Here is a 22,413-nt window from a genome sequence, read left to right on the forward strand (position 1 = left end):
TCTGGCCTGTCCGGACCGTTGACGGGATGTCATGTCTCGAACAGCATGGCCAGCGTCCCGTGCACCTGGGAGCGCTCCCACCGTGTGTCTGGAGTCTGCCCCTGCCTCTCCGAGGAGCCCAGACGTGAAACGACGCAGAACGACCCTGCTCGCCGCCACGGCCCTCCTCGCGGCGGCCCTCATCGCCCTGCCGGCGGCCCCGGCCGGAGCCGACGAGGTCGAACAGGTCAGGAACGGCACCTTCGACACCACCACCGCACCCTGGTGGACGACGAGCAACGTCACCGCGGGCCTGTCCGACGGACAGCTCTGCGCGGACGTCCCCGGCGGCACGACCAACCGCTGGGACGCCGCCGTCGGCCAGAACGACATCACGCTGGTCAAGGGCGAGTCGTACAAGTTCGCCTTCACGGCGTCGGGTTCGCCCGAGGGGCATGTGGTGCGGGCGATTGTCGGGCTGTCCGTGGCGCCGTACGACACCTACTACGAGATCAGTCCCGAGCTGAGTACGTCGGGCAACTCCTCCGTGTACACGTTCACTTCGCCCGTCGACACCACACAGGGGCAGGTCGCCTTCCAAGTCGGCGGGAGTGCGGAGGGCTGGCACTTCTGCATGGACGACGTGTCCTTGCTGGGCGGTGTGCCGCCGGAGGTGTACGAGCCGGACACCGGACCCCGTGTGCGGGTCAACCAGGTCGCGTATCTGCCGGGCGGGCCGAAGAACGCGACGCTGGTCACCGCGTCGACGGCGGTGCTGCCCTGGGTGTTGAGGAACGCGGCGGGAGCGGTGGTCGCGCACGGGCGGACCGTGCCGCGTGGCACCGACGTGGCGTCCGGGCAGAACGTGCAGTCCATCGACTTCGGTTCGTACCGGGGGCGCGGTGAGGGCTTCACGCTGGTGGCGGACGGCGAGACGAGCCGGCCCTTCGACATCGGGACCGCCGCCTACGAGCGGTTGCGGCTCGACTCGTTGAAGTACTACTACACGCAGCGCAGCGGCGTCGCGATACGTGACGACCTGCGCCCCGGGTACGCCCGCCCGGCCGGTCACCTGAACGTCGCCCCCAACCAGGGCGACGCCAATGTGCCCTGCCAACCCGGCCTGTGCGACTACACACTTGACGTCACCGGTGGCTGGTACGACGCGGGGGACCACGGCAAGTACGTCATCAACGGCGGTGTCTCCACCTGGGAGTTGCTGAGCACCTACGAACGCTCGCTGCTGGCCCGCACCGGACAGCCCGCGAAGCTGCGCGACGGAACCCTCGCCATCCCGGAGAGCGGCAACAAGGTGCCGGACGTGCTCGACGAGGCGCGCTGGGAGCTGGAGTTCCTGCTGAAGATGCAGGTGCCGGACGGTCAGCCGCTGGCGGGCATGGCCCACGACAAGGTCCACGACGAGCAGTGGACCGGACTGCCGCTGCTGCCGAGCCAGGACCCGCAGAAGCGCGAACTGCACGCGCCGACCACGCAGGCGACGCTGAACCTGGCGGCCACGGCGGCGCAGGCGGCTCGCCTCTACCGGCCCTACGACCGGGAGTTCGCGGCGAAGGCGCTCAAGGCGGCGCGGAAGGCCTGGGCGGCGGCGCTCGCACACCCCACGGTGTACCCGGACCCGAACGACGGCACCGGCGGCGGCGCCTACCCCGACGACAACGCCACCGACGAGTTCTACTGGGCGGCGGCCGAGCTGTATCTCACCACGGGGGAACGGCAGTTCGCCGACCACGTCGTCGACTCGCCCCTCAACACCGCCGACATCTTCGGCAGCCTCGGCTTCGACTGGGCGCGGACGGCGGCCCTCGGCCGACTCGACCTCGCCACCGTCCCCAGCCGGCTGCCCGGCCGCGACAAGCTCCGCCGGTCGGTGACCGGGGGCGCGGACACCTACCTGGCCACGCTGCGGAGCCAGCCCTACGGCATGCCGTACGCACCGCCCGGCAACCTCTACGACTGGGGCTCCAACAGCCAGATCCTCAACAACGCGCACGTCATCGCCACCGCGTACGACCTCACCGGCGCCGCGAAATACCGTGACGGCGCACTCCAGAGCATGGACTACATCCTCGGCCGCAACGCCCTCAACATGTCGTACGTCACCGGCTACGGCGAGGCCAACTCCCACAACGAGCACAGCCGTTGGTACGCCCACGAGCTCGACCCCAGCCTCCCGAACCCACCGAACGGAACCCTGGCGGGCGGCCCCAACTCGTCCATCCAGGACCCCTACGCACAGAGCAAACTCACGGGCTGCGTCGGCCAGTTCTGCTACATCGACGACATCCAGTCGTGGTCGACGAACGAGACGGCGGTGAACTGGAACGCGGCGCTGGCCTGGATGGCCTCGTTCGCGGCGGATCAGGGGTGATCCACCCATGAGCGGGTTCGCCGAAGTCGCACATCAGGTGTCGTCGGGACTGCCCGCGAGAGATCCGCCTATCCAGAAGGGCAGTGCCTTTTGGTCCTTGCTCAACGAGCGTCGTATGGCGTTGACCAACCGGACCTGCGCTTGGGCGGGCGCCCTGTTGGCCCTGGAGAACTCCTCCTGGCTCAACGGGGCGCGCGTCGGGTCCCGTGCCGGGTCGCGGGCCGCCTGGTCGAGGAACTCCCCGATGGCCTTGGCGAAGTTGTCGATCTCGGCCGCGACGGCCGCGGGGGCGACCAGACTGGCGCGGGTCAGGGCCGCGCTCCACTCGCTCCAGTCGTAGTCCCAGCCCTGTCGGCCGGCGTGGGCGCGGCTGATGACCATCGTGAACTTGGCGTAGTGGCTGATCAGTTCCTGGTAGGCGAGCAACTGCTTCTCCCGCAGCCACTGACGGTCCTGGGCCCGGTGCGTGACGATGCCCCCGACCAGGACGCCTATCGTGGCGGACAGCGCCCCTGCGCCCGTTGTCACCAGTGTGTCCAGCAGTGCCACCTCAAGCCCCGTATTCCCCGTCGCTCGAACATCGGCGGCTCGAACCTACTGGTGACCGACTTCCGGTGACAACGCTCCGGCCCGGCGACTGACTCCAGGGCTCGCGCTCCACGAGTTCCCGCGGGCGCTTGTGCGCGGTCAGGGTGTGGAGTTCGGCCTGGGTGAGCGGCCGGTGCACCTCCACGTACTCGCCGTGCGGCAGCCGCTTGATCACGCCTGTCTCGCGGCCGTGCAACACCATTTCGGCGTCCCGGAGTTGGAGGCCCAGGCAGATGCGGCGGGTGACGACGAACGCGAGGACCGGGACGGCGAACACCGCCACCCGCACCATCCACGTCACCGTGTTGATCGACAGATGGAGGCGGGTCGCCACGATGTCGTTGCCGCCGCCCGCCAGGAGGATCAGATAGAGGCTGATCCAGGCGACCCCGAGGCCCGTGCGGGTGGGGCGGTTGCGGGGGCGGTCCAGGAGATGGTGCTCGTGTTTGTCGCTCGTCCGCCAGGACTCCAGGAACGGGTACGCGCCGATGAGGACGAGGAGGAGCGGGAAGACCACGATCGGGATCAGTACGCCGAGCACCAACGTGTGCCCCCACAAGGTGACTTCCCAGCCCGGCATCACGCGGACCAGGCCCTCCGCGAAGCCCAGGTACCAGTCGGGCTGGGCGCCCGTGGAGACCTGGTCGGCGCGGTAGGGGCCGTAGGACCAGACGGGGTTGATCGAGGCCACCGCCGCGAGGAGGGTGAGCGCGCCGAAGACCAGGAAGAAGAAGCCGCCCGCCTTCGCCAGGTACACCGGCATGAACGGGGAGCCCACCACGTTGCGTTCGGTGCGGCCGGGGCCCGCGAACTGGGTGTGCTTGTGGTAGACGACCAGGAGGAGGTGGACGACCACAAGTGCCGCCATGACGCCGGGGATCAGCAGCACGTGCAGCGAGTAGAAGCGGGACACGATGTCGTGGCCCGGGTACTCGCCGCCGAACAGGAACATCGACAAGTACGTCCCGACGACCGGGACCGACAGCAGCGCGCCGTCCACGAAGCGCATGCCCGTGCCCGACAGCAGGTCGTCCGGGAGCGAGTAGCCGAAGAGGCCCTCGAACAGGCCGAGGAACAACAGGGTCCAGCCGAACAGCCAGTTGAGCTCGCGCGGCTTGCGGAACGAGCCCGTGAAGAAGTGCCGCATCATGTGCGTCAGCATCGCGGCGATGAACACCAGCGCCGCCCAGTGGTGCAACTGCCGCACCAGCAGCCCGCCCCGCACATCGAAGCTGAGGTGCAGCGTCGAGGCGTAGGCGTCGGACATCCGGATGCCGTTCAGGGGGACGTAACTCCCGTGGTACGTCACCTCGTTCATGGACGGGTGGAAGAACAGGGTCAGATACACGCCGGTGAGGATCAGCACCACGAAGCTGTAGAGGCAGATCTCGCCGAGCAGGAACGACCAGTGGTCCGGGAACACCTTGCGCAGATACCGCTTGCCCAGCGCGTAGACGCCGAGCCGGCCGTCGAACCAGTCGGCGACGCGCTCGCCCCGCGAGGACTCGGAAGGGGTGGTCACTGGTCCTCCTCGTCGTCCTTGTGCACGTGCGTGAGCTTCTCCGGGTTGGTCACGATGTAGACCCCGGACACCTGGTCGCCCTCGGGCGTGAGGTCCATGACCATCACCGCGTACGGCGCGTCGCCCTCGAACAGCACGGCCGCGTCGTCGCCGTTGACGCGCCGGAAGCGCAGCTCCAGATCCTGCGGACGGCGCCTGCCCGCGAAGGAGTTGATGAGGCGGACCGCCTTGTCCCGGCCGTGCACCGGGCGCAGGCCCGCCGGCTTCCGGTTGCCCCCGCTGTCCGTCCAGACCGTGACGTCCGGCGCGAGGATCTCCATGAGCGAGGCGATGTCCCCGCCGACCGCGGCCCGCACGAACCGTTCCGTCGCCTCCCGCCGCACCCTGGGATGCGCCTCGTACAACGGCCGCCGCGCGTGCACATGGGCCCGCGCCCGGTGCGCGAGCTGCCGTACGGCGGCCGGGGTGCGTTCGATGATGTCCGCGATCTCGGTGTGGGCGTACCCGAACACCTCGTTGAGGACGAAGACCGCCCGTTCCAGCGGGCTCAGCGACTCCAGGACGACCAGCATGGCCAGCGAGACGGACTCGGCGCGCAACGCCGGGTCGACGGGGTCGTCGGCCGGGCCGAGCAGGGGTTCCGGCAGCCACGGGCCGACGTACGTCTCGCGGCGGCGGCTGATCGTGGCGCGGCGCTGCAGCGCGTGGTTGACGGCGATCCGGACGAGATAGGCGCGCCGGTTGGTGATGGTGTCGAGCGGGGAACGGCGGGCGCGCGCCGTCCAGGACAGCCAGGTCTCCTGGAGGACGTCGTCGGTGTCGGCGACGCTGCCCAGCATGTTGTAGACGAGGCTGAACAACAGCTCCCGATGGTCCATGAAGTCATCGGTCGCCTCTTCGGTGACAGCGATCTCGGACATACCTGCGCCTCCCCGGTGCGTGCTCACTACTGCGAGGGGTGGCGGGGGCCGGAATGTGACAGCCGAGGGGGTGAATGTGACGTACGTCTCTGCGCATCGGCGCCGTGTCACATCCGCCGGCCGCCCCGGCCTCTTGACCGCGAGTCCTACGCAAGGAGACCGACATCGTGTTCAAGAAGTGGCACGGCAACCCCTGGGCGATCCTGATCACGCTCTCGCTCGGGTTCTTCATGACCCTCCTCGACCTGACGATCGTGAACATCGCGATCCCCCAACTCGGACAAGACCTCGACGCGTCACTGGACGAGATCCTCTGGGTCGTCAACGCCTACACCCTGGCGCTGGCGGTCCTGCTGATCACCGGCGGGCGCCTCGGCGACCTGCGCGGCAAACGCAATCTGTTCGCCGCCGGAGTCGCCCTGTTCACCCTGGCCAGCCTCGCCTGCGGGCTCGCGCAGGATCCGGCGCAGCTCATCGGGTTCCGCGCGGTGCAGGGCCTGGGCGCGGCGCTGCTCATGCCGCAGACCCTGTCGATCATCACCGAGGTGTTCCCGGCCGACCGGCGCGGTGTCGCGATGGGCATCTGGGGCGCCGTCGCGGGCGTGTCCGGCGCGCTCGGCCCGATCCTCGGCGGGGTGCTGATCACCCATCTGTCCTGGCGGTGGATCTTCTTCGTCAACCTGCCGATCGGCGCGCTGGTGCTCGTGCTGACCATGGCGATCATCCCGGGAGCCCAGCGCACGGTACGGCGTCGCTTCGACACCCTCGGCGTCACCCTCGCCTCAACTGCCCTGTTCTGCCTGGCATTTGGGCTGACCGAGGGGCAGCGCTACGACTGGAACGCCTGGATCTGGAGCCTGTTCGGCGCGGCGGCCGTCCTCTTCGCGGCCTTCCTGCTCCACGAGCGCGGACAGCAGACCGGTGAACCCCTGGTCCCCTTCTCGCTGTTCAGGGACCGGAACTTCACGCTCATCAACTTCGTCGGCGTCACCGTGTCGTTCGGCGTGGTCGGCATGTTCCTGCCCCTGACGATCTATCTCCAGTCCGTGCTCGGCTTCAGCGCCCAGAAGGCGGGCCTGGTCCTGCTGCCCGTCGCCCTCGGCTCGTTCGTCATGGCGGGGCCCGCCGGAGCTCTCGCGGACCGGCTCGGCGGCAAGTTCATCCTGATGGGCGGGCTGCTCGCCTGGGCGGGCGGACTGGTCTGGGTCGTCGGCGTCGCGGACGTCGGAACAGGCTGGCCGACCATCGCCTTCCCGCTCTTCCTGACCGGCCTCGGCGTCGGCTGCACCTTCGCCCCCATGGCCACCGAGGTCATGCGAGGCGTCCCGCCCCGGCTCGCCGGAGCCGCCTCCGGTGTCACCAACGCGCTGCGTCAGGTCGGTTCGGTGCTCGCCGGTGCCGTCATCGGCGCGGTACTGCAGGCCCGGCTGGCCTCCGCCCTGACCGAACAGGCACGGGCCCGGGCCGGTCAACTCCCCACCGCCTACCGGGAGTCCTTCGTCTCCGCGTTCTCCAGGTCCGAGTCCGACATCGGCGCCGGACAGCAGGGCGGCGCCCCGTCCGGCGTTCCGCACGGCATCGCCGAGCGCATGCGCGCCCTCGGCGGTCAGGTCTTCGGCCACGGCTTCGTCCACGCCATGGGACCCGCCGTGTACGTCGCCGTCGCCGTCCTGCTGACCGGCGCGCTCGCCTGTCTCGCCGTACGACGGCACCAGGGGCCGTCCGCCAACCCGCACGCCCTGCCCGTGTCCGGGCCCGAACTGGAGGAAGCCGCACGATGACCATCGACTTCACGCCCATGTACGCCTCCCACGACGCCTTCCGGCGTGACCTGGAGCGGCTCGCCGGGGCGGTCGCGGACGGCAGGGCACACACCGCCCCGGTCCTCTCCGGGTGGGAGAACTTCAAGCACCAACTGCACATCCACCACACCGCCGAGGACAGCGACCTGTGGCCGCGGGTCAGGACGCGGGTCGGAGGGCGTACACGGGACCTCGGGATGCTGGACGAGATGGAGGCCGAACACGCCCGTATCGACCCGCTGCTGGCCGCCGTGGACACCGCGCTGGCCGACCGGGCCTTCGAACTCCCCGACCTGGTACGGGCGTTGCGGGCGACCCTCGACGATCACCTCAAGCACGAGGAGGACAGCGCGCTGCCGCTGATGGGGGAGGTGCTGACGGACGCGGACTGGGCCGCCTTCACCGGGCGGCTGCGGGAGACACAGGGGCTGCGCGGGGCCGCGGTGTTCGTGCCGTGGCTCGTCGACGGGGTGTCGGCGGTGGACCGGGCGCGGTTCCTGGGGGCGTTCCCGCCGCCGGTGCGGGTGCTGAACCGGGTCTTCTGGGAGGGGAGTTATCGGCGCAGGGGACTGTGGTCGACGCGCTAGGACCAGGTTGCCCGGTACCGTCAGGTGTGCCTCCTGACCTGGCGGTATTTACGGGTAAGTACCCGAGCGGTACCGTGAGGTCATGCCAGCTCTCAACGTGGAGTTCAGCGATCGCGAGCTAGCGGACCTGCGGCAGATCGCCAAGGAGCGCGGTACGTCGATGAAGGCCCTCGTCCGGGAGGCCGCCGCCGCCGGCATCGCCCGGCACCGGGCGCTGCAGGAGGGCGCGGAGGCCTTCCGCCGTTTCTTCGCGACGCACGCCGACGAGTTCGCCGCGGCCTTCCCGGAGGACGAACCGGCGGCGAAGGGCGAGGGACGGGTCGCCTGACGCATGCCCGTCATCCATATCGACGTGCCGTGGCTCCTCCAGCGCCATGAGGAAGTCCTGCCGGACCAGCCCGCCATCAACGACTTCTCGGCGTTGGTGGCGGCCGTAGCCCGGCACCGCGTCGACCCGCCCCGCCTCGGTGTCGACTCCGACCCGGCCTGGCGGGCCACCGCCCTGCTGCACACCCTCGCCCTGCTCAAGCCCCTGCCGTCCGCCAACGCCCGCTTCGCCTGCGCCACGGCGGTGGCCTACATGTTCGTCAGCGGCGTCGGCATCGATCCGCCGTACGGCGCGCTCGTCGACCTGACCCGCGACCTGATCTCCGGGAAGACGGACGTGTACGGCGCGGCGGAACGGCTGCGTTCCTGGCAGAGCTGAGCGTCACCGGTCCTCGTGCGCCGGTGACGTCTCCCCGGGTACGCCGTCTCCGGACGCGGCGAGGCTGCCCAGCAGGCCCAGCAGTTCCGCGCTGCGGCTGCCCGGCTCGGCGTGGAAGACGACCATGCTCAGGGCGTCCGTGCCCGGGATCTCGAACTTGTTCGACCGCAGCTCGAAGTCACCGACCAGCGGATGGCTGAGGAGACTGATCCGCCCGACCATCGGCCGTACCTCGTGCCGGCTCCACAGCAGCCGGAACCGCTCACTGCGCACGGACAGCTCGCCCACCAGCTCCACCAACCGGGGCTCGTCGACGTCCGGTCCGATGTGACCGCGCAGTGTCGCCACGCCTTCGGCGGTCAACTCCTCCCAGTCGCACCGCAGTTCGCGTTCGGCGGGGTCGAGGAACACCGCCCGCAACAGGTTCACGCCCGGCACGTAGTTCGGGGACAGTGCCCGGCACAGCGCGTTGGCCGCGAGACAGTCCGTGAACCGGTTCTGCACATACGCCGGATGCCCCGACCAGGTGTCCAGCAGTTCGCGCACGCTCGCCGGCACCGCCTCGGACCTCCTGGCCCGTCTGCGCGACGCGGCCGGCCGCTCCGGCTGTGCCAGGCTCAGCAGATGGGCACTCGCGGCGGCGTCCAGGCGCAGCACCCGGGCCAGCGCCTCCAGCACCTGCGCCGACGGATTGCGGTCCCGGCCCTGCTCAAGGCGCAGGTAGTAGTCGGAACTGATACCGGCCAGCAGGGCGACCTCCTCGCGGCGCAGCCCCGGCACCCGGCGCAGCCCGCCGCCGCTCAGGCCCACGTCCTCGGGCCGGACCCGCTCCCGGCGGGCCCGCAGAAACTCACCGAGCGCGTTCTTGCCGTCCACACCCACCACCGTAGATCCGAATCCACGCAGGTGGGTGTCCCCGTCACTACCAGGAACATCCGGGTACTGCCTGCCCGGCCGCGACAGGCGCAGAGTCGGTCACAGGACGCCCCACCTACCGAAAGGCCCGCCATCATGGCCGACACCGTTTCCGGCGGCACCCTCACCCCGGCCGAGGGCCTCACCCTCACCCGCATGGGATACGGCGCCATGCAACTGGCCGGCCCCCACGTCTTCGGCCCGCCGAAGGACCGCACCGAAGCGGTCTCCGTCCTCCGCGAGGCCGTCGAGCGGGGCATCACCCACATCGACACCAGCGACTTCTACGGCCCGGTCGTCGTCAACGAGATCATCAAGGAGGCCCTCCACCCCTACCCCGACGACCTGCACATCGTGACCAAGGTCGGCGCCCGGCGCGGCCCCGACGGCAGCTGGATCATGTCCCGGCACCCCGAGGACCTCAAGGCGCAGGTCTACGACAACCTCCGCAACCTCGGGCTCGACGCGCTCGACGTGGTCAACCTCCGGCTCGGTGCCCAGGACACCGCCGACGAGGAGTCGATCGGCGAGAAGTTCGGCGCCCTGGCCGAGTTGCGGAAGGCGGGACTGATCCGGCACCTCGGGCTCAGCACGGTCTCCGCCGCCCAGCTGGCCGAGGCCCAGGCCATCGCCCCGGTCGTCACCGTGCAGAACCTCTACAACCTGGCCAACCGGCAGGACGACGCCCTCGTCGAGCGGTGCGCAGCGGAGAACATCGCGTTCGCCGCGTACTTCCCGCTCGGCGGCTTCACCCCGCTGCAGTCGAAGACCCTCACCGAGGTCGCCGCGCGGTTGGACGCCTCGCCCCAACAGGTGGCCCTGGCCTGGCTGTTGCAGCGCTCGGCCACCACTGTCCTGATCCCGGGCACCTCGTCCCGCGCCCATCTGCGCGAGAACATCGCCGCCGCGGACCTGGTGCTGCCCGCCGATGCGATCGCCGAACTCGACACCATCGGTGGCGAGGCCGGGGCCCGCTGAAGGGAGGGCGGGGGTGGGCCGCCCCCGCCCTCGGGGCCGCCGACCGAGGGCGGGAGGAGCAGGGTCGGCGGCCGTTTGGCGCGGGAGAGCCGCCGTCCAGCGCGTGGCCTCCGAGAAGGGCCGGTTCCAGTGGACCGCGCGGTGCCGTGCGCCGGGAGCGTGCGCGCGGCCTCGGAGTGTGCGCATGGTTCACACGGGGCGCATGGAAAGTCGAAAGCCGGTGCCGGTGAACCGAGTTGCCGGCGCATCTGACTTTCTTTCAAAGGTATGGATGTTGCCCAAGTGCCTTGTTGGGTTCAGTGGGTTGTGCAAGGGTGAAACGCCCGCGCGAGGGCAATGCCCGGGGCTCATTCACCTGTTGATGAACCGAATCCGAGGAATCCACTCCGTGTCCTTCCCTCCCCCTCCTCGTCCTCCTTACCCTCCGCCGGACAGCGGGGCTCCCGAGGAATCCGACGAGACCCTGGCCGCCCGGCTGCGGGGCCGTCCGGAGGGGGAGGCCGTGCATTCCGTCGCGCTGCTGATGGCGCGGCACTGGCAGCCGGTCCAGGATTACGCGGGAGTCTGCCTCGCCGCCACGGGCAGTGTCGCCGCCATGGCCACCGCGGCCGCCTTCCACCAGGTGTTCGACCGGCTGACGTTCGGCGAACACGGCGTGGCACTGCGCCCCCGGCTGCTGCTGACCGTGCGCGACACGATCCGGGAGTGGTCGGCGGAGGAGCGAATATCCGGTGTTCTGCCGGACCTGGAGAAACCCTCCGGGGGGCGCGCGATGCGTTCTGCCAAGTCCATGACACCCGAAAATCGCAAGCTCGCCGAGCGGTCTTTCCAGACCCTTCAGCCGTTCGCCCAGTGTCTGCTGTGGCACACCGAGGTCGAGGCCGAGACGATAACCGTGCCGGCGGCACTGCTCGGCATGGATACCGACACCGCGTCGGCCGCTCTCCAGCAGGCGCACGAAAAATTCCGCGAGGGCTGTGTACGCGCCCACCGGGAACTCGCGCCGACCAAGGATTGCCGCTTCTACAACCGCCTCCTCGACGTCCCCATTCGACGCGGCGGCACACTGCTGCCCGATGTCCAGCAGCATCTCGCCCAGTGCCGCTACTGCCGATCCGCCGCCGAACAACTGAGTTATTTCGAAGGCGGACTGGGAGTCCTCCTCGCGGAGGCGGTCCTCGGCTGGGGAGCCCGCCCCTACCTCGCCTCGCGCCCAGGCCGCTCCCGGCCCGACACCCGGACACGGACCGCCGCCCGGCACGGCGGGCACAGCGGCGGCTCGGGACGGCACCGTCTGCTCTCCCGGCTCCCCGCGCCCGGCCGCCGCATCGTGGACGCGGCCAGGTCGGCCGGGTCCGGTCGGTCGTCCCGCTCGTTCTTCGTCGGTGCCGGACTGATCGGCGCCGGAGTCGTCGCGAGCGTCGTCGCCGTCAGCCTGTGGCCGGACCACGGCGGCACCGCCGACCCGGTCGCCTCCACCAGCGGGAGCGGACACGTGTCAGCGTCGGCGCCCGGCACGGCCCGGCTCCCCGCCGTACCCGGACAGACGAGGCTGCGCAACGCCGCCGCCGATCTGTGCCTGGACATCCGGGGCACCGTGAAGGCCGGCGCCGACACCGCTCTCGCTGCGTGCTCCTCCGCCGAGACCCAGGAGTGGTCGTACGGGACCGACGGGCTGTTGCGCAGTGCGGCGAACTCCGGGCTGTGCCTGGACTCGCACGCGGACGCCGGTGTCGTCGTCCTCGGCACCTGCGCGGACGCGAAGGCCAAGCGCGGCAACGATGTCCGCTACGACCTCACCGTGCAGGGCGAGTTGCTGCCCCGCTGGGACTCCGGGCTCGCGCTCACCTCGACCGCCAAGGACCCCGGCGCCGACATCGTCCTCAAGGTCCGCGACGGCTCCGCCTCGCAGCGCTGGCTGACCGACTCGGTGTCGGCCAGCCCCGGTTCGCTGTCGATCGCCGGCACGGGAGCCCCGCCCGCGCGCCCCGCGCACAACGCGGACCGGCTCAGCTGACGACATCACCCGGCCGCTCACCCGTCAGGAAACCGGCCGCGTTCTGTACGGCGGCCAGCGCGATCCGGACGACGGTCTCCCGGGTCACACCGCCGACGTGCGGCGAGAGCACCACGTTCGGCGCCTTGAGCAACCGCAGTGCCAGGGTGGGCGGTTCGGGATCGAAGACGTCGAGTCCCGCACCGGCCAGGGTGCCCGCTTCGAGGGCGTCCGCCAGGGCGTCCTGGTCGATCAGGGCGCCCCGCGCGGTGTTGACCACGAACGCGGTCGGCCTGAGCAGCGCGAGCCGTTCGGCGTTCAGGAGGTGCCGGGTCTCGTCGGTGAGCGGGGCGTGCAGGGTGACGTAGTCGGACAGGCGCAGCAGCTCGTCGAGCGGGACATGGCGGGCGCCGCCGAGCCGCGCCGTCGTCTCCTCCGGAACGGGGCGCCGGCCGGCGTAGACGACGGTCATGTCGAACGCGGCTGCCCGGCGGGCGACTTGCTGTCCGATGGCGCCCAGTCCCACGATGCCGAGGGTCTTGCCGGACAGCTCCGTCAGCGAGCTCTGCAGCCGGGGCAGCGCCCAGTCTCCGTCGACGAGCGCGGTGTGCGCGGGGACGATCCGCTTGGCGAGCGCCAGCATCAGGGCGAAGGTCTGCTCGGCCACGTTCTGTTCCTCGGCGCCGCTGGAGCCGATGTTGCAGACGAGCACCCCCTGGGCCCGCGCGGCATCCAGGTCGACGTAGTCGAAGCCGTGGCTCGCGCACTGCACCAGCTCCAACTCCGGTGCGGCGGCGAGGTGTTCGGCGGTCACGGGGGAGAGCGCGGTGATGACGACATGCGCAGTACGCAGGGCCGCAGGGTCCTCGTCGACCGCCTCCACGACGGTGACGTGCACTTCGTCGGGCAGCAGCGTCGCCAGTCCGGCTCCCGCCGTGCGACCGCCGATGTGGGGTGGGACGACGGCCAGGACGTTCTTCTTGGTCTTGGAGGGCATGCGGAATCCTCGTCGCGGTGGGGGGTGTGTGCTTCAGGAGCGGGTGGCCGACTCGTCCAGGATGCGGGCCAGTTCGCGGGGCCGGGAGAACATCGGCCAGTGGCCCGTCTCCATCCGGACCAGCTCCCAGCGCCCGCTCGCGACCAGCTCGTCCGCCGGGGCCGGCAACTCGTCGCCGTCGAGCAGGCACTTGACGTAGGTGGCCGGGAGGTCGGCCAACGGGCGGGCGAGAACCGCCGGTTCGGTGAGGGTGGCACCCGGGTGCGGGGCCCCGTCGGTGACGACGCGGGCGATCTGTTCGTCCGTGAGGTCCTGGCCCGCGTAGTCTGCCGGGTCCAGGGGCGGCCAGACTCCGCCGCTCTCGTCGAGCGACTTCCTGATGTGGTCGCTCGGGAAGCTGTCCAGGAACGACCTACCGTCCACCGGCACGTTCGAGTCGACGAACACCACCCGAGCCAGCCGGTCGCCGATCCGCTCCGCGGCCTGGCCCACGGGCACGCCGGCGTAACTGTGTCCGACCAGGACGACGTCCCGGAGATCGAGGCGCTCGACCTCGTCGACGATGTCCTGGACATGGGTCTGCTGCCCGGCCGGAACGCCCTGCTTCTCCGCCAGCCCGGACAGGGTCAGCGCATGCACTCCGTGCCCTGCCTCACGCAGCTCGGGCACCACCTCGTCCCACGCCCACGCGCCGAGCCACGCGCCCGCCACCACAACGAATTGAGTCATGGTCCAAAAGTAACCGCCGGGTCTGACAGCGGCCCTTCGGGGGCGATCAGGCCGCCCGTGCGACGGCCCGGACCGGCGCACCGTCCGCCCCCGGCAGCCGTAGCGGGAACAGGAACAACTCCACGTCCGGGACGTCCACCAACTGCTCAAGCCCCGTGAGGTTCTCGGCGATCACTCCGCCCGCGCCGCACAGCCCCCGGTGGGCGGGCAGGCCGAAGTCGGCCGTCGTATCGCCGGGTTGGGCGTCGGATCGAGCAACGAACCCGGCCGCAGGCGGAGCCGGGCGTCGTCCACGTGGGGGCGTCGACATGGGTGCCCGACTGCGAACCCAGGTGCAGGTCAAGGACGTTGACACCGTCGCGGGGGACGGTCAGGGCGGGGGAGACCTCGACGGCCGGGTCACCGGGATACACGGGCATCCCGGTGACGACGGGCACCGACAGGTCGATCCAGGTCGGCATCAGCTGCCCTCGGTGGCCAGTGCGGGGGCCACCGGTGCCGCTCCGGGGCCGGTGATCGGCGGCACCGGGACCTCGACGGTACGGGCCAGCCGCGCGCCCTGCGGCCCGTACACCGCACGGGGTTCGGGGAACAGCCGGAGCAGCGACAGGAACAGCACGGCGGCGACGGCCAGCGACAGCGGCAGGCTGATGTCGACGCCGTTGGCCAGGTCGCCGAGCGGGCCGACGAACTGCCCCGGGATGTTGGTGAACAGCACGCCCACCACGGCGGCCACCCACCAGGCGGTCATGCCGCGCCAGTTCCAGCCGTGCGCGAACCAGTAACGTCCGCCGCGCTGACGGCGGTTGAAGACCTGGAGCGCGTCCGGGTCGTACCAGCCGCGCCGGGTGTAGAAGCCCAGCATCATCACGACCATCCACGGTGTCGTGCAGGTGATGATCATCGTGGCGAAGGTGGAGATCGACTGCACGAGGTCGAGGCCGAAGCGCCCGATGAAGATGAACGCGATGGACAGCACGCCGACCAGGAGCGTCGCCTGGACCCGCGACAGCCGGGGGAACACCGACGAGAAGTCGAGCCCGGTGCCGTAGAGCGAGGTCGTACCCGTGGACATGCCGCCGATCAGGGCCAGCAGACAGACCGGCAGGAAGAACCAGCTCGGCGAGATGGCGAGGAGGCCGCCCACGAAGTCGGGGGCGGACGGGTCGACGTACTTGGGGGCCTTCGTGGCGATGATGCTCGCGGTCGCCAGGCCGAAGACGAACGGCAGGAGCGTGGCGATCTGGGACAGGAAGGCGGCACCAACCACCTTGCGGCGCGGGGTGTTCGCCGGGATGTAGCGCGACCAGTCGCCGAGGAACGCGCCGAAGGACACCGGGTTGGAGAGCACGATCAGCGCTGCGCCGATGAACGACGGCCAGAACAGTGATTGGGTCGCCGCGTCCGCCGAGGCCGTGAAGACCCCGGCGTACGACGGGTCGAAGTCACCGGCGAAGGCGATCGCGCCGAGCAGGAACAGGACCGTCGCGGACGTCACGGCGATCTTGTTGACGAACAGCATGAACCGGAAGCCGTAGACGCAGACCGCGAGGACCAGTCCGGCGAACAGCGCGTACGCGACGACGTACGACAGGGTGCTCTGCTCCAGGCCGAACAGCCGGTGCGCGCCGCCGACCAGGGCGTTGCCGGAGCTCCACACCGAGATGGAGAAGAACGCGACCGCGGTGAGCAAGGACAGGAACGAGCCGACTACCCGGCCGTGCACGCCCAGGTGCGCGGAGGAGGCGACCGCGTTGTTCGTGCCGTTGACCGGACCGAACACCGCCATCGGGCACAGGATCAGCGCGCCCACGACGACTCCGAGGAGCGTGGCCGCGAGGCCCTGCCAGAAGGAGAGGCCGAACAGGATGGGGAAGGCGCCGAGGACGCAGGTGGAGAAGGTGTTGGCGCCGCCGAACGCGACCCGGAACAGGTCGAGCGGGGTGGCGGTGCGGTCCGCGTCGGGGATGGTCTCGACGCCGTAGGTCTCGACCTCGGTCAGGGACTGGCTCGGTGCGGCGGGGGAGGGGGCGGGCTGCGAGGACAAGGGGGCTCCAGCGGGGGACGGCGGTGGAGCGCGGGGTGGCGCGGTGGCGGTGCGGACGGCTGTTCACGCGTGCGGGGTGGGCGGGGTGAACGGATGCCGTCCTCGGGGTGTCCGCCGACGCTACGGTCGGCCGCGATACCCGCGCCAGAGGACGGTTCATCCATCTTTGGTGCCGTGAGTGGAGGAATCGTCCACCCTGATGTCACTCGCTGTCGGTCGGGGTGTCCTCCGGTTCGGCGTCGGGGCCCTGCGCGCGGACCCGCTGGACGTGTTCGAGGGAGTCGCGCAGTTCGGTGAGCCAGTCGTCGGTGTGGCGCTGGACGAGGCGTACGCACCAGGCGAGGGCGTCGCTGCGGCTGCGGGCCACGCCGGCGGCGATGAGGGTGTCGAGGACCTGGCGCTCGGGCTGGCGCAGCCGGGTCATGACGGGTGCGGAGATGTGGGTGAACAGGGAGCGTTCCCCGGCGCACTCCACACCCCACGAGACCTTCCTGCGGAACCGGTGCTCGGCCTCGCGGGCGACCGCGATCCGGGTCTCCCGGGTGCGCTCGCGGAACTCCTGGACGCGGCCCTGGATCGCCGCCTCCTTCTCGGCGTCCGAGACGTCCTCGGCGAGCCGGGGCGCGGGGATACGGCCGATGACCGTGACCTCCTCGCGGTCGGCCGTGACCTCGACCAGCTCCTCGAACAGGTCGTCGGGCAGACGGCCGGTGAACCAGCCGCGAAGCTTCTCCTGCTGCTCAGTCGTAATCATGTAATGACGATTACTCGCGAACGATGCGAACGCAAGGGGCTGCGGCGGAGTGCGCCGAGAGCTGAAGCGGAATGTTTCGGGACTGTTTCAGGACGATTGGCGAGGGCGGGTAAACCGGCCAACCGGCCCGATTCGACGATCAGGAGGCCCGTGGTTCCGGGGTCCGCACGTTCGAATTCTGTGACTTCACGCCACTGATTCAACACGCAAGGTTACTGAAATCTGTGGGTCGGATGTGTGTTCCGGCGGCGGACTCGGCAGAGTGGCGCCCGCCGGTTCGGCACCGACCGAGCGGGACCGGCATCTAGCGGAAGGATGCACACAATGCGGAACACCGCGCGCTGGGCAGCGACTCTGGGCCTGACGGCCACCGCCGTCTGCGGGCCCCTCGCCGGGACCGCCCTCGCGGCCCACGGCACCGGCCCGTCCGCGCTCTACGCCCCGTCGGCCCTGGTGCTGACCATGGGCCACGGGGACGACGCCGCCCTCGCGACACCGGAACGCGCCGTGACCCTCACCTGCGCGCCCACCTCCTCCGGCACCCACCCGTCCGCCGACCGGGCCTGCGCCGAACTGCGCGGAATCGGGGGCGACTTCGACGCCCTGGCCGCCCGGAGCGATGTGCTCTGCAACAAGCTCTACCGTCCCGTCGTCGTCACCGTCGAGGGCGTCTGGCAGGGCAAGCGCGTCTCCTACGAGCGCGTCTTCTCCAACGAGTGCGTGAAGGACTCCTACGGGTACGGAGGTGTCTTCACGTTCTGAGAGACCGGGGTCGCACGGTCTCCGTGCGCATCAGGAAGGGTCCGTAGCTGGGGAGTGCGCGCCCCTGTCGCGGAGTGCTGCGATCCCGCACCAGGGGTCGGCCGGGCGGTGTGGGGTCGCCCGAGCCGGCCCCTGCTTTCATTGCGGCCTCTCCGCGCGGGAGGGCAGCGCGCGCAGCGGCGGAAAGCGGCCGAGCAGACCCGAGACGCGCAACAGCCGGTCGATGCGCGGCCCGTCGGAGACGATCCGCAGCCGTCCGCCGCGTTCCCTCGCCCGCCGCTCGGCCCGGCACAGGACGCGCAGCCCCGAACAGTCCAGGAACTCCACGGGCCGCAGATCCACCAGTACGTCGGGCTCCGCGACCGCCGTCGCGGCGTCCAGGTGGTCGAGGACCAGGCCGGCGGTCGCCATGTCGATCTCCCCCGAGACCTCGACCACCGTGAAGGGGCCGTGCGACCGCGTACGGGCACAGGAGTTGGCCGCGGGACTGTCGCGTTCGTCCGTTTCCGCTGTCATGGCCGCTCCACCTCGGCACGGGGCGCATTCGGTCTCGGTAGTTACCCCGGAGAGGCCCTGAGCATCCATGACACGCCGCCCGCAAGATCTGGTTCACTCGACATGGTGAACTTCGGTCGGAAAGGTTGACTTTCTGTCAATAGGTGGTCGAGTCCTGACTCAAGGGCCGAAGACGCGGCCACCACCCCGGCACCCCCTCGAGGTAACGGTCGTAGTCGGCGCCGAACCTGCGCGCCAGGTCGGGCTCCTCTTATTAGCGCGCGAACGCCCACATACAGGCCGCCCACGACCAGCCGCTCCGTCGGCGCGCCCGGCGCCGGAGTGCCGAGCCCCTCGGTCACCAACCGAGCGAAGGCCATGAGCAGTACGACCGCGCCGGCCGCGAGCGGCACGAGGCCCAGCAGCCGCAGCGGCTGCCACCAGTCACCGGCCCGCCACCCGGTCAGCCACCACGGCAGCAGGACGGCCACGGTGCCCGGGGCGAGCGCCAGGAAGAGCGAACTGCCGTATGCGGCCACCGATTTACGCATACCACCACCATCGCGCCGAAGCGAAGCCGAAGAGAAGCCGAAGAGAAGAGGGGCCGCCGTCTCCCTGCGGACGGCGGCCCCTCGGTCTGTGCGGCTCAGCTCTCGGCGGAGCGGATCACATGTGGACGACCGGTGCGGCGTCCGCGTCCTGCTGCGGAACCCCGCGGCGGTAGAGCACGAACGCGATCAGCGCACCTGCGGCGAAGAAGCCCGCCGACCACCAGAACGCGGTGGTGTAGCTCTCGATCGTCGCCTGTGCCTGGACCAGCTTGCTGCGCGCGTCCTTCCCGGCCAGGTAGTCGGTCGCGGCGCTCGCGGCCAGCGTGTTCAGCAGTGCCGTACCGATCGAACCGCCCACCTGCTGCATGGCGTTGACCGTCGCCGAGGCGACGCCCGCGTCCTCGGCGGCCACGCCGCTCGTGGCGAGCTGCATCGCCGGAGGCATCACCATGCCGAGGCCCGCGCCGATCACGATCAGCTGCGGCAGCACATGGGTCGCGTAGGACGAGCCGACCCCGATGCCGGTCAGCCAGGCCATGCCGACCATGGCGATGGCGAAGCCCAGCGGAATGACGACCTTCGGGCCGAGGCGCGGCACCAGGACCGTGGTGCCCATCTGCGCCATGACCATCAGGGCACCGATCATCGGCAGGAACGCGACACCGGTCTTGGTCGGGCTGAAGCCCAGGTTCAGCTGCAGGTAGTAGGTCAGGAAGAGGAAGACACCGAACATGCCCGCACCAGTGATCAGCACGGCGAGGAACGAGGCGCCCCGGTTCCGGTCGAGCAGGATGCGCAGCGGCAGCAGCGGGTGCCTTGCACGGTTCTGCCACCAGACGAAGGCCGCCAGCAGTACGACACCGACGATCAGGAAGCCCCAGGTCTGCGGCGAACTCCAGTCGTGCGTCTCGGCGTTGGAGAAACCGTAGACGAGGGAGAACAGACCGCCGGCGACCAGTACCGTGCCCGGCACGTCCAGCTTGGAGCCCGCGGCGTCGCGGTGGTTGGAGAGCAGGACCCAGCCGCCGGCGAAGGCGACGAAGGCGATGGCGACGTTGACGTAGAGCGTCCAGCGCCAGTCGAAGGCGTCGGTCAGCACACCGCCGAGCAGCAGGCCCACCGCACCGCCGGCGCCCGCGATGGCGCCGTACACACTGAAGGCCCGGGCGCGCTCGCGGGCGTCCGTGAACGTCGTGTTGAGCAGGGAGAGCGCGGCCGGCGCGAGCAGCGCGCCCGCGACACCCTGGAGGGCGCGTGCGGTGACCAGCATGCCGAAGCTGTTGGCGGCACCGCCGAGGGCGGAGGCGCCGGCGAATCCGACGACGCCGACGAGGAAGGCGGTCTTGCGGCCGAAGAGGTCGGCGATCCGGCCGCCGAGCAGCAGCAGGGAGGCGAACGCCAGGGCGTACGCGGTGACGATCCACTGCCGGTTGCCGTCGGAGAAGCCGAGGTCCTTCTGGGCCGACGGCAGGGCGATGTTCACGATGGTGGCGTCGAGGACGACCATCAGCTGAGCCACGGCGACGATCGCGAGGATCCACCACCGCTTCGAGGAGGACGCGGGCTGCGCCTCCGTGACACCCGACTGGGTGCCTTCGGTCAGTGTCTTCTGGGACATCGGGAACCACTCCAGGGAAGTCGTTCGGGGTTTACCAAAACGTAAACGAAACGGTTTCGTACACATCGACACTAGAGCACTTCCAGCGAAACGGCAACGTTTCGCTGGGGATGGGGATCCAGGCATGCGCACGGGCGTGTTCGAGGCCGACGGGGCCGGGTTGTACTACGAGGTGCGCGGCAGCGGCCCGGCGCTGTTGATGATCAGCGGGGCCGGGGGAGACGCCGGCTACTACGACGGCGTCGCGGAGATCCTTTCCGACGCTTTCACGGTGATCTCCTACGACCGGCGCGGCAACTCGCGCAGCACCGGCCGGTCCGCGGCGCCGATGGACCTCGCCGTGCAGGCAGCCGACGCCCGCGCGCTCGTCGACGGCCTGGCCGGCGGGCGGGCGCTGGTGTTCGGCACCAGCGGGGGCGCGATCATCGGCCTTGTGCTGGCAGCACTGCACCCGGAGGTGATGACGGGCCTGATCGCCCATGAGCCGCCCGCCGTGAACGTCCTGCCCGACGGCGACCCCGGGCGCGGTTTCTTCGCCGAACTCGCCGCGCTGTACGTGCAGGGCGGGGCACCGGCGGCGGGGCGCCGGTTCGCCGAGATCACCCGCGGCGAGGGCACGTACCGCTGGCCCGGCGAACTCTGGAAGCGGTTCCTGGGAAACCAGGACCACCTCTTCGGCACGGAGTGGTCGGGCTTCGCCGGCTTCCGGCCCGACGAGACCGCGCTCAAGTCGGCCCCGTTTCCCATCGTGTTGGGTGCGGAGTGGAGGACCGCGGCACGTACTACGCCCGCCCGTCGATCGAGATCGCCCGCCGGATCGGAGTGCCGTGGGCCGAATTCCCGGCATCTACATGGAGTTCCTGTGCGACCCCGCCCGATTCGCGGCGGCGGTACGGGCGTTGGCGACGCAACTGCACAGCCGCGACGGCGACGTCCCCGCGCTCTGGAAAGGCGCGGCTCAGTGAGAGCCGAGCAGCTCCGCGACCAACACCCGCCACAGCCAAGCCCGGTAGGCCTCCCGCGTCCAGCCCCGGTGCCTGCGCAGGAGTTGATGCATGTGCGGTGACGCGAGCGCGTAGAGCGTGTCGGCGGCGGTGCGTGCGTCGAGGCCCGCGCGAAGGGCCCCGCGCTCCTGAAGTGCCGTGGCCAGCGCCAGATGCACGCCGTACGTCGCCTCGGCGCCCGCGTCCGCCGAGGCCCGCATGTCCGGGTCGGCGCCCGCCGCCTCGACGGTCACCATGATCAAGTCACCGGCGCGTTCCAGCAGTTCGGTGATCTGGTCGACGCTGCGGCCGATCGCGCGCCCGGGGTCGGGCTCGTCCCGGATCTCCAGGGTCTCGGGGCGGTCCGGGACGGCGACCGGCTCCTCGTCACCAGCGATCGCGACACCCAGGGTGTGCCCGAACAGGGCGGCCTTGGTGGGGAACGCGTCGTACAGCGTGCGCTCGCCGACACCGGCCGGCGCCGCCACCTCCTTCATGCGCGTGCCCGTGAACCCCTTCTCCGTGAACGGTGAAATTCACGGAGCGAAACCGGAGCGATGAGGAGCGTGAGCGCCATGCCGGAGCTCGCCGGAATCCACCACGTCGAGATGCCCGTCACCTATCTCGACCGCTCGCGCGACTGGTACGGCCGAGTCCTCGGCTTCAAGGTCACGCACGAGTACCCGGACGCGGCGGACGGCGTCGTGCGCGGCGTGGCCGGGGAGGTGCCGGGGCTCGGCGACTCGACGCTCTGCCTGCGGGTCAACTCCCAGGCCGCGCAAGGCTGTCAGGGCTTCGACCCGGTCAGCTTCGCGGTCCCGGACCGTGCCGACGTCGAGGCCTGGGCGGCCCACCTCGACACCGTCGGCATCCCGCACTCGCCGGTGATCGAGGCCTCGATCGGCTGGCTGCTGGTCTTCAACGACCCGGACGGCCTCGACCTGCACCTGTACAGCTGGGCGGCGCACAGGGTGAATCACGAGGGCATCCCTGGATACGGCCGCCCGGTCTCCTGAACGGCGCGCGCGGATTCCTGAGCGGGGCGCGCGGTTCCTGAGCGGGCCTGCCGTGCATGCCTTGACCGGCATATAACCA

23 protein-coding genes are annotated in these 22,413 nt (G+C 70.4%); 10 read left to right on the forward strand and 13 right to left on the reverse strand.

Annotated features, from left to right (window positions below; genetic code table 11):
- Positions 1 to 124: 124 nt before the first annotated feature.
- Positions 125 to 2,368 carry a glycoside hydrolase family 9 protein gene (locus OH768_RS48915; RefSeq protein ID WP_406463640.1) on the forward strand — a complete coding sequence of 748 codons (2,244 nt, stop codon included), beginning with the start codon at positions 125 to 127 and terminating at the stop codon, positions 2,366 to 2,368.
- Between the two features lie 33 nt (positions 2,369 to 2,401).
- Here OH768_RS48915 and OH768_RS48920 read toward each other — a convergent pair whose 3' ends face one another.
- The 3 genes from OH768_RS48920 to sigJ are packed head-to-tail and all read right to left on the reverse strand — an operon-like array spanning position 2,402 to position 5,398.
- Positions 2,402 to 2,917, reverse strand: a complete 516-nt coding sequence (locus OH768_RS48920; protein WP_406463641.1) for a hypothetical protein — start codon at positions 2,915 to 2,917, stop codon at positions 2,402 to 2,404.
- Between the two features lies 1 nt (position 2,918).
- Positions 2,919 to 4,478 carry a cytochrome bc complex cytochrome b subunit gene (locus OH768_RS48925; RefSeq protein WP_406463643.1) on the reverse strand — a complete coding sequence of 520 codons (1,560 nt, stop codon included), beginning with the start codon at positions 4,476 to 4,478 and terminating at the stop codon, positions 2,919 to 2,921.
- Positions 4,475 to 5,398: an RNA polymerase sigma factor SigJ gene (gene sigJ / locus OH768_RS48930; RefSeq protein ID WP_406463645.1), complete on the reverse strand. Its 924-nt coding sequence runs from the start codon at positions 5,396 to 5,398 to the stop codon at positions 4,475 to 4,477. Before sigJ ends, OH768_RS48925 begins: the two co-directional genes overlap by 4 nt.
- A gap of 167 nt (positions 5,399 to 5,565) precedes the next feature.
- Between sigJ and OH768_RS48935 the strand changes: the two genes are divergently transcribed.
- The 4 genes from OH768_RS48935 (at position 5,566) to OH768_RS48950 (ending at position 8,493) form a co-directional block, all read left to right on the forward strand.
- Positions 5,566 to 7,179: an MFS transporter gene (locus tag OH768_RS48935; RefSeq protein ID WP_406463647.1), complete on the forward strand. Its 1,614-nt coding sequence runs from the start codon at positions 5,566 to 5,568 to the stop codon at positions 7,177 to 7,179.
- Positions 7,176 to 7,787: a hemerythrin domain-containing protein gene (locus OH768_RS48940; RefSeq protein WP_406463649.1), complete on the forward strand. Its 612-nt coding sequence runs from the start codon at positions 7,176 to 7,178 to the stop codon at positions 7,785 to 7,787. The genes OH768_RS48935 and OH768_RS48940 overlap by 4 nt, the downstream gene beginning before the upstream one ends.
- Before the next feature lie 82 nt (positions 7,788 to 7,869).
- Positions 7,870 to 8,115 carry a hypothetical protein gene (locus OH768_RS48945; RefSeq protein ID WP_406463650.1) on the forward strand — a complete coding sequence of 82 codons (246 nt, stop codon included), beginning with the start codon at positions 7,870 to 7,872 and terminating at the stop codon, positions 8,113 to 8,115.
- Positions 8,116 to 8,118: 3 nt separating this feature from the next.
- Positions 8,119 to 8,493: a toxin Doc gene (locus tag OH768_RS48950; RefSeq protein ID WP_406463652.1), complete on the forward strand. Its 375-nt coding sequence runs from the start codon at positions 8,119 to 8,121 to the stop codon at positions 8,491 to 8,493.
- Positions 8,494 to 8,496: 3 nt separating this feature from the next.
- Here OH768_RS48950 and OH768_RS48955 read toward each other — a convergent pair whose 3' ends face one another.
- On the reverse strand, positions 8,497 to 9,369 hold the full coding sequence (locus OH768_RS48955; RefSeq protein ID WP_406463654.1) for a helix-turn-helix transcriptional regulator: 873 nt from the start codon (positions 9,367 to 9,369) through the stop codon (positions 8,497 to 8,499).
- A gap of 135 nt (positions 9,370 to 9,504) precedes the next feature.
- Here OH768_RS48955 and OH768_RS48960 point away from each other — a divergent pair, with 135 nt between their 5' ends.
- A complete protein-coding gene (locus tag OH768_RS48960; RefSeq protein ID WP_406463656.1) occupies positions 9,505 to 10,386 on the forward strand; it encodes an oxidoreductase in 882 nt (293 codons plus the stop codon).
- Between the two features lie 388 nt (positions 10,387 to 10,774).
- On the forward strand, positions 10,775 to 12,403 hold the full coding sequence (locus OH768_RS48965) for an RICIN domain-containing protein (RefSeq protein WP_406463658.1): 1,629 nt from the start codon (positions 10,775 to 10,777) through the stop codon (positions 12,401 to 12,403).
- Here OH768_RS48965 and OH768_RS48970 read toward each other — a convergent pair.
- From OH768_RS48970 to OH768_RS48990, 5 genes are all read right to left on the reverse strand, one after another.
- Positions 12,396 to 13,379, reverse strand: a complete 984-nt coding sequence (locus OH768_RS48970) for a 2-hydroxyacid dehydrogenase (RefSeq protein WP_406463659.1) — start codon at positions 13,377 to 13,379, stop codon at positions 12,396 to 12,398. The genes OH768_RS48965 and OH768_RS48970 overlap by 8 nt on opposite strands.
- 33 nt (positions 13,380 to 13,412) lie before the next feature.
- Entirely contained in the window at positions 13,413 to 14,108 is a 696-nt protein-coding gene (locus tag OH768_RS48975; RefSeq protein WP_406463661.1) for an alpha/beta fold hydrolase, read from the reverse strand.
- Between the two features lie 46 nt (positions 14,109 to 14,154).
- Positions 14,155 to 14,418 carry a hypothetical protein gene (locus tag OH768_RS48980; protein WP_406463662.1) on the reverse strand — a complete coding sequence of 88 codons (264 nt, stop codon included), beginning with the start codon at positions 14,416 to 14,418 and terminating at the stop codon, positions 14,155 to 14,157.
- 150 nt (positions 14,419 to 14,568) lie between these two features.
- Positions 14,569 to 16,155 (reverse strand): purine-cytosine permease family protein, encoded by a 1,587-nt coding sequence (locus OH768_RS48985; protein ID WP_406463663.1) that lies wholly within the window; start codon positions 16,153 to 16,155, stop codon positions 14,569 to 14,571.
- Positions 16,156 to 16,357: 202 nt separating this feature from the next.
- Positions 16,358 to 16,909, reverse strand: coding sequence for a hypothetical protein (locus OH768_RS48990; RefSeq protein ID WP_406463665.1), 552 nt, complete (start codon positions 16,907 to 16,909; stop codon positions 16,358 to 16,360).
- Between the two features lie 324 nt (positions 16,910 to 17,233).
- Here OH768_RS48990 and OH768_RS48995 point away from each other — a divergent pair, with 324 nt between their 5' ends.
- Entirely contained in the window at positions 17,234 to 17,671 is a 438-nt protein-coding gene (locus OH768_RS48995; protein ID WP_406463666.1) for a protease inhibitor, read from the forward strand.
- Between the two features lie 138 nt (positions 17,672 to 17,809).
- Here OH768_RS48995 and OH768_RS49000 read toward each other — a convergent pair whose 3' ends face one another.
- The 3 genes from OH768_RS49000 to OH768_RS49010 all read right to left on the reverse strand — a co-directional run bounded on the left by OH768_RS49000 (position 17,810) and on the right by OH768_RS49010 (position 20,335).
- Positions 17,810 to 18,187 carry an STAS domain-containing protein gene (locus tag OH768_RS49000; RefSeq protein WP_406463668.1) on the reverse strand — a complete coding sequence of 126 codons (378 nt, stop codon included), beginning with the start codon at positions 18,185 to 18,187 and terminating at the stop codon, positions 17,810 to 17,812.
- A 41-nt stretch (positions 18,188 to 18,228) separates the two neighbouring features.
- Positions 18,229 to 18,717 carry a hypothetical protein gene (locus tag OH768_RS49005; protein WP_406463669.1) on the reverse strand — a complete coding sequence of 163 codons (489 nt, stop codon included), beginning with the start codon at positions 18,715 to 18,717 and terminating at the stop codon, positions 18,229 to 18,231.
- Positions 18,718 to 18,832: 115 nt separating this feature from the next.
- Positions 18,833 to 20,335, reverse strand: coding sequence for an MFS transporter (locus OH768_RS49010; protein WP_406463670.1), 1,503 nt, complete (start codon positions 20,333 to 20,335; stop codon positions 18,833 to 18,835).
- Positions 20,336 to 20,459: 124 nt separating this feature from the next.
- Between OH768_RS49010 and OH768_RS49015 the strand changes: the two genes are divergently transcribed.
- The gene (locus tag OH768_RS49015) at positions 20,460 to 21,401 is read left to right on the forward strand and encodes an alpha/beta fold hydrolase (protein WP_406463671.1); all 942 of its coding nucleotides are present in this window, start codon (positions 20,460 to 20,462) and stop codon (positions 21,399 to 21,401) included.
- Here the strand turns inward: OH768_RS49015 and OH768_RS49020 are convergent.
- Positions 21,294 to 21,854, reverse strand: coding sequence for a TetR/AcrR family transcriptional regulator (locus tag OH768_RS49020; RefSeq protein ID WP_406465745.1), 561 nt, complete (start codon positions 21,852 to 21,854; stop codon positions 21,294 to 21,296). The two genes, OH768_RS49015 and OH768_RS49020, sit on opposite strands and share 108 nt — an antisense overlap.
- 39 nt (positions 21,855 to 21,893) lie before the next feature.
- On the opposite strand from OH768_RS49020, the gene OH768_RS49025 reads away from it, so the two are divergent.
- A complete protein-coding gene (locus OH768_RS49025; protein ID WP_406463673.1) occupies positions 21,894 to 22,334 on the forward strand; it encodes a VOC family protein in 441 nt (146 codons plus the stop codon).
- Positions 22,335 to 22,413: the final 79 nt, after the last annotated feature.

The organism is Streptomyces sp. NBC_01622 (genome assembly GCF_045209635.1).
Classification (GTDB): domain Bacteria; phylum Actinomycetota; class Actinomycetes; order Streptomycetales; family Streptomycetaceae; genus Streptomyces.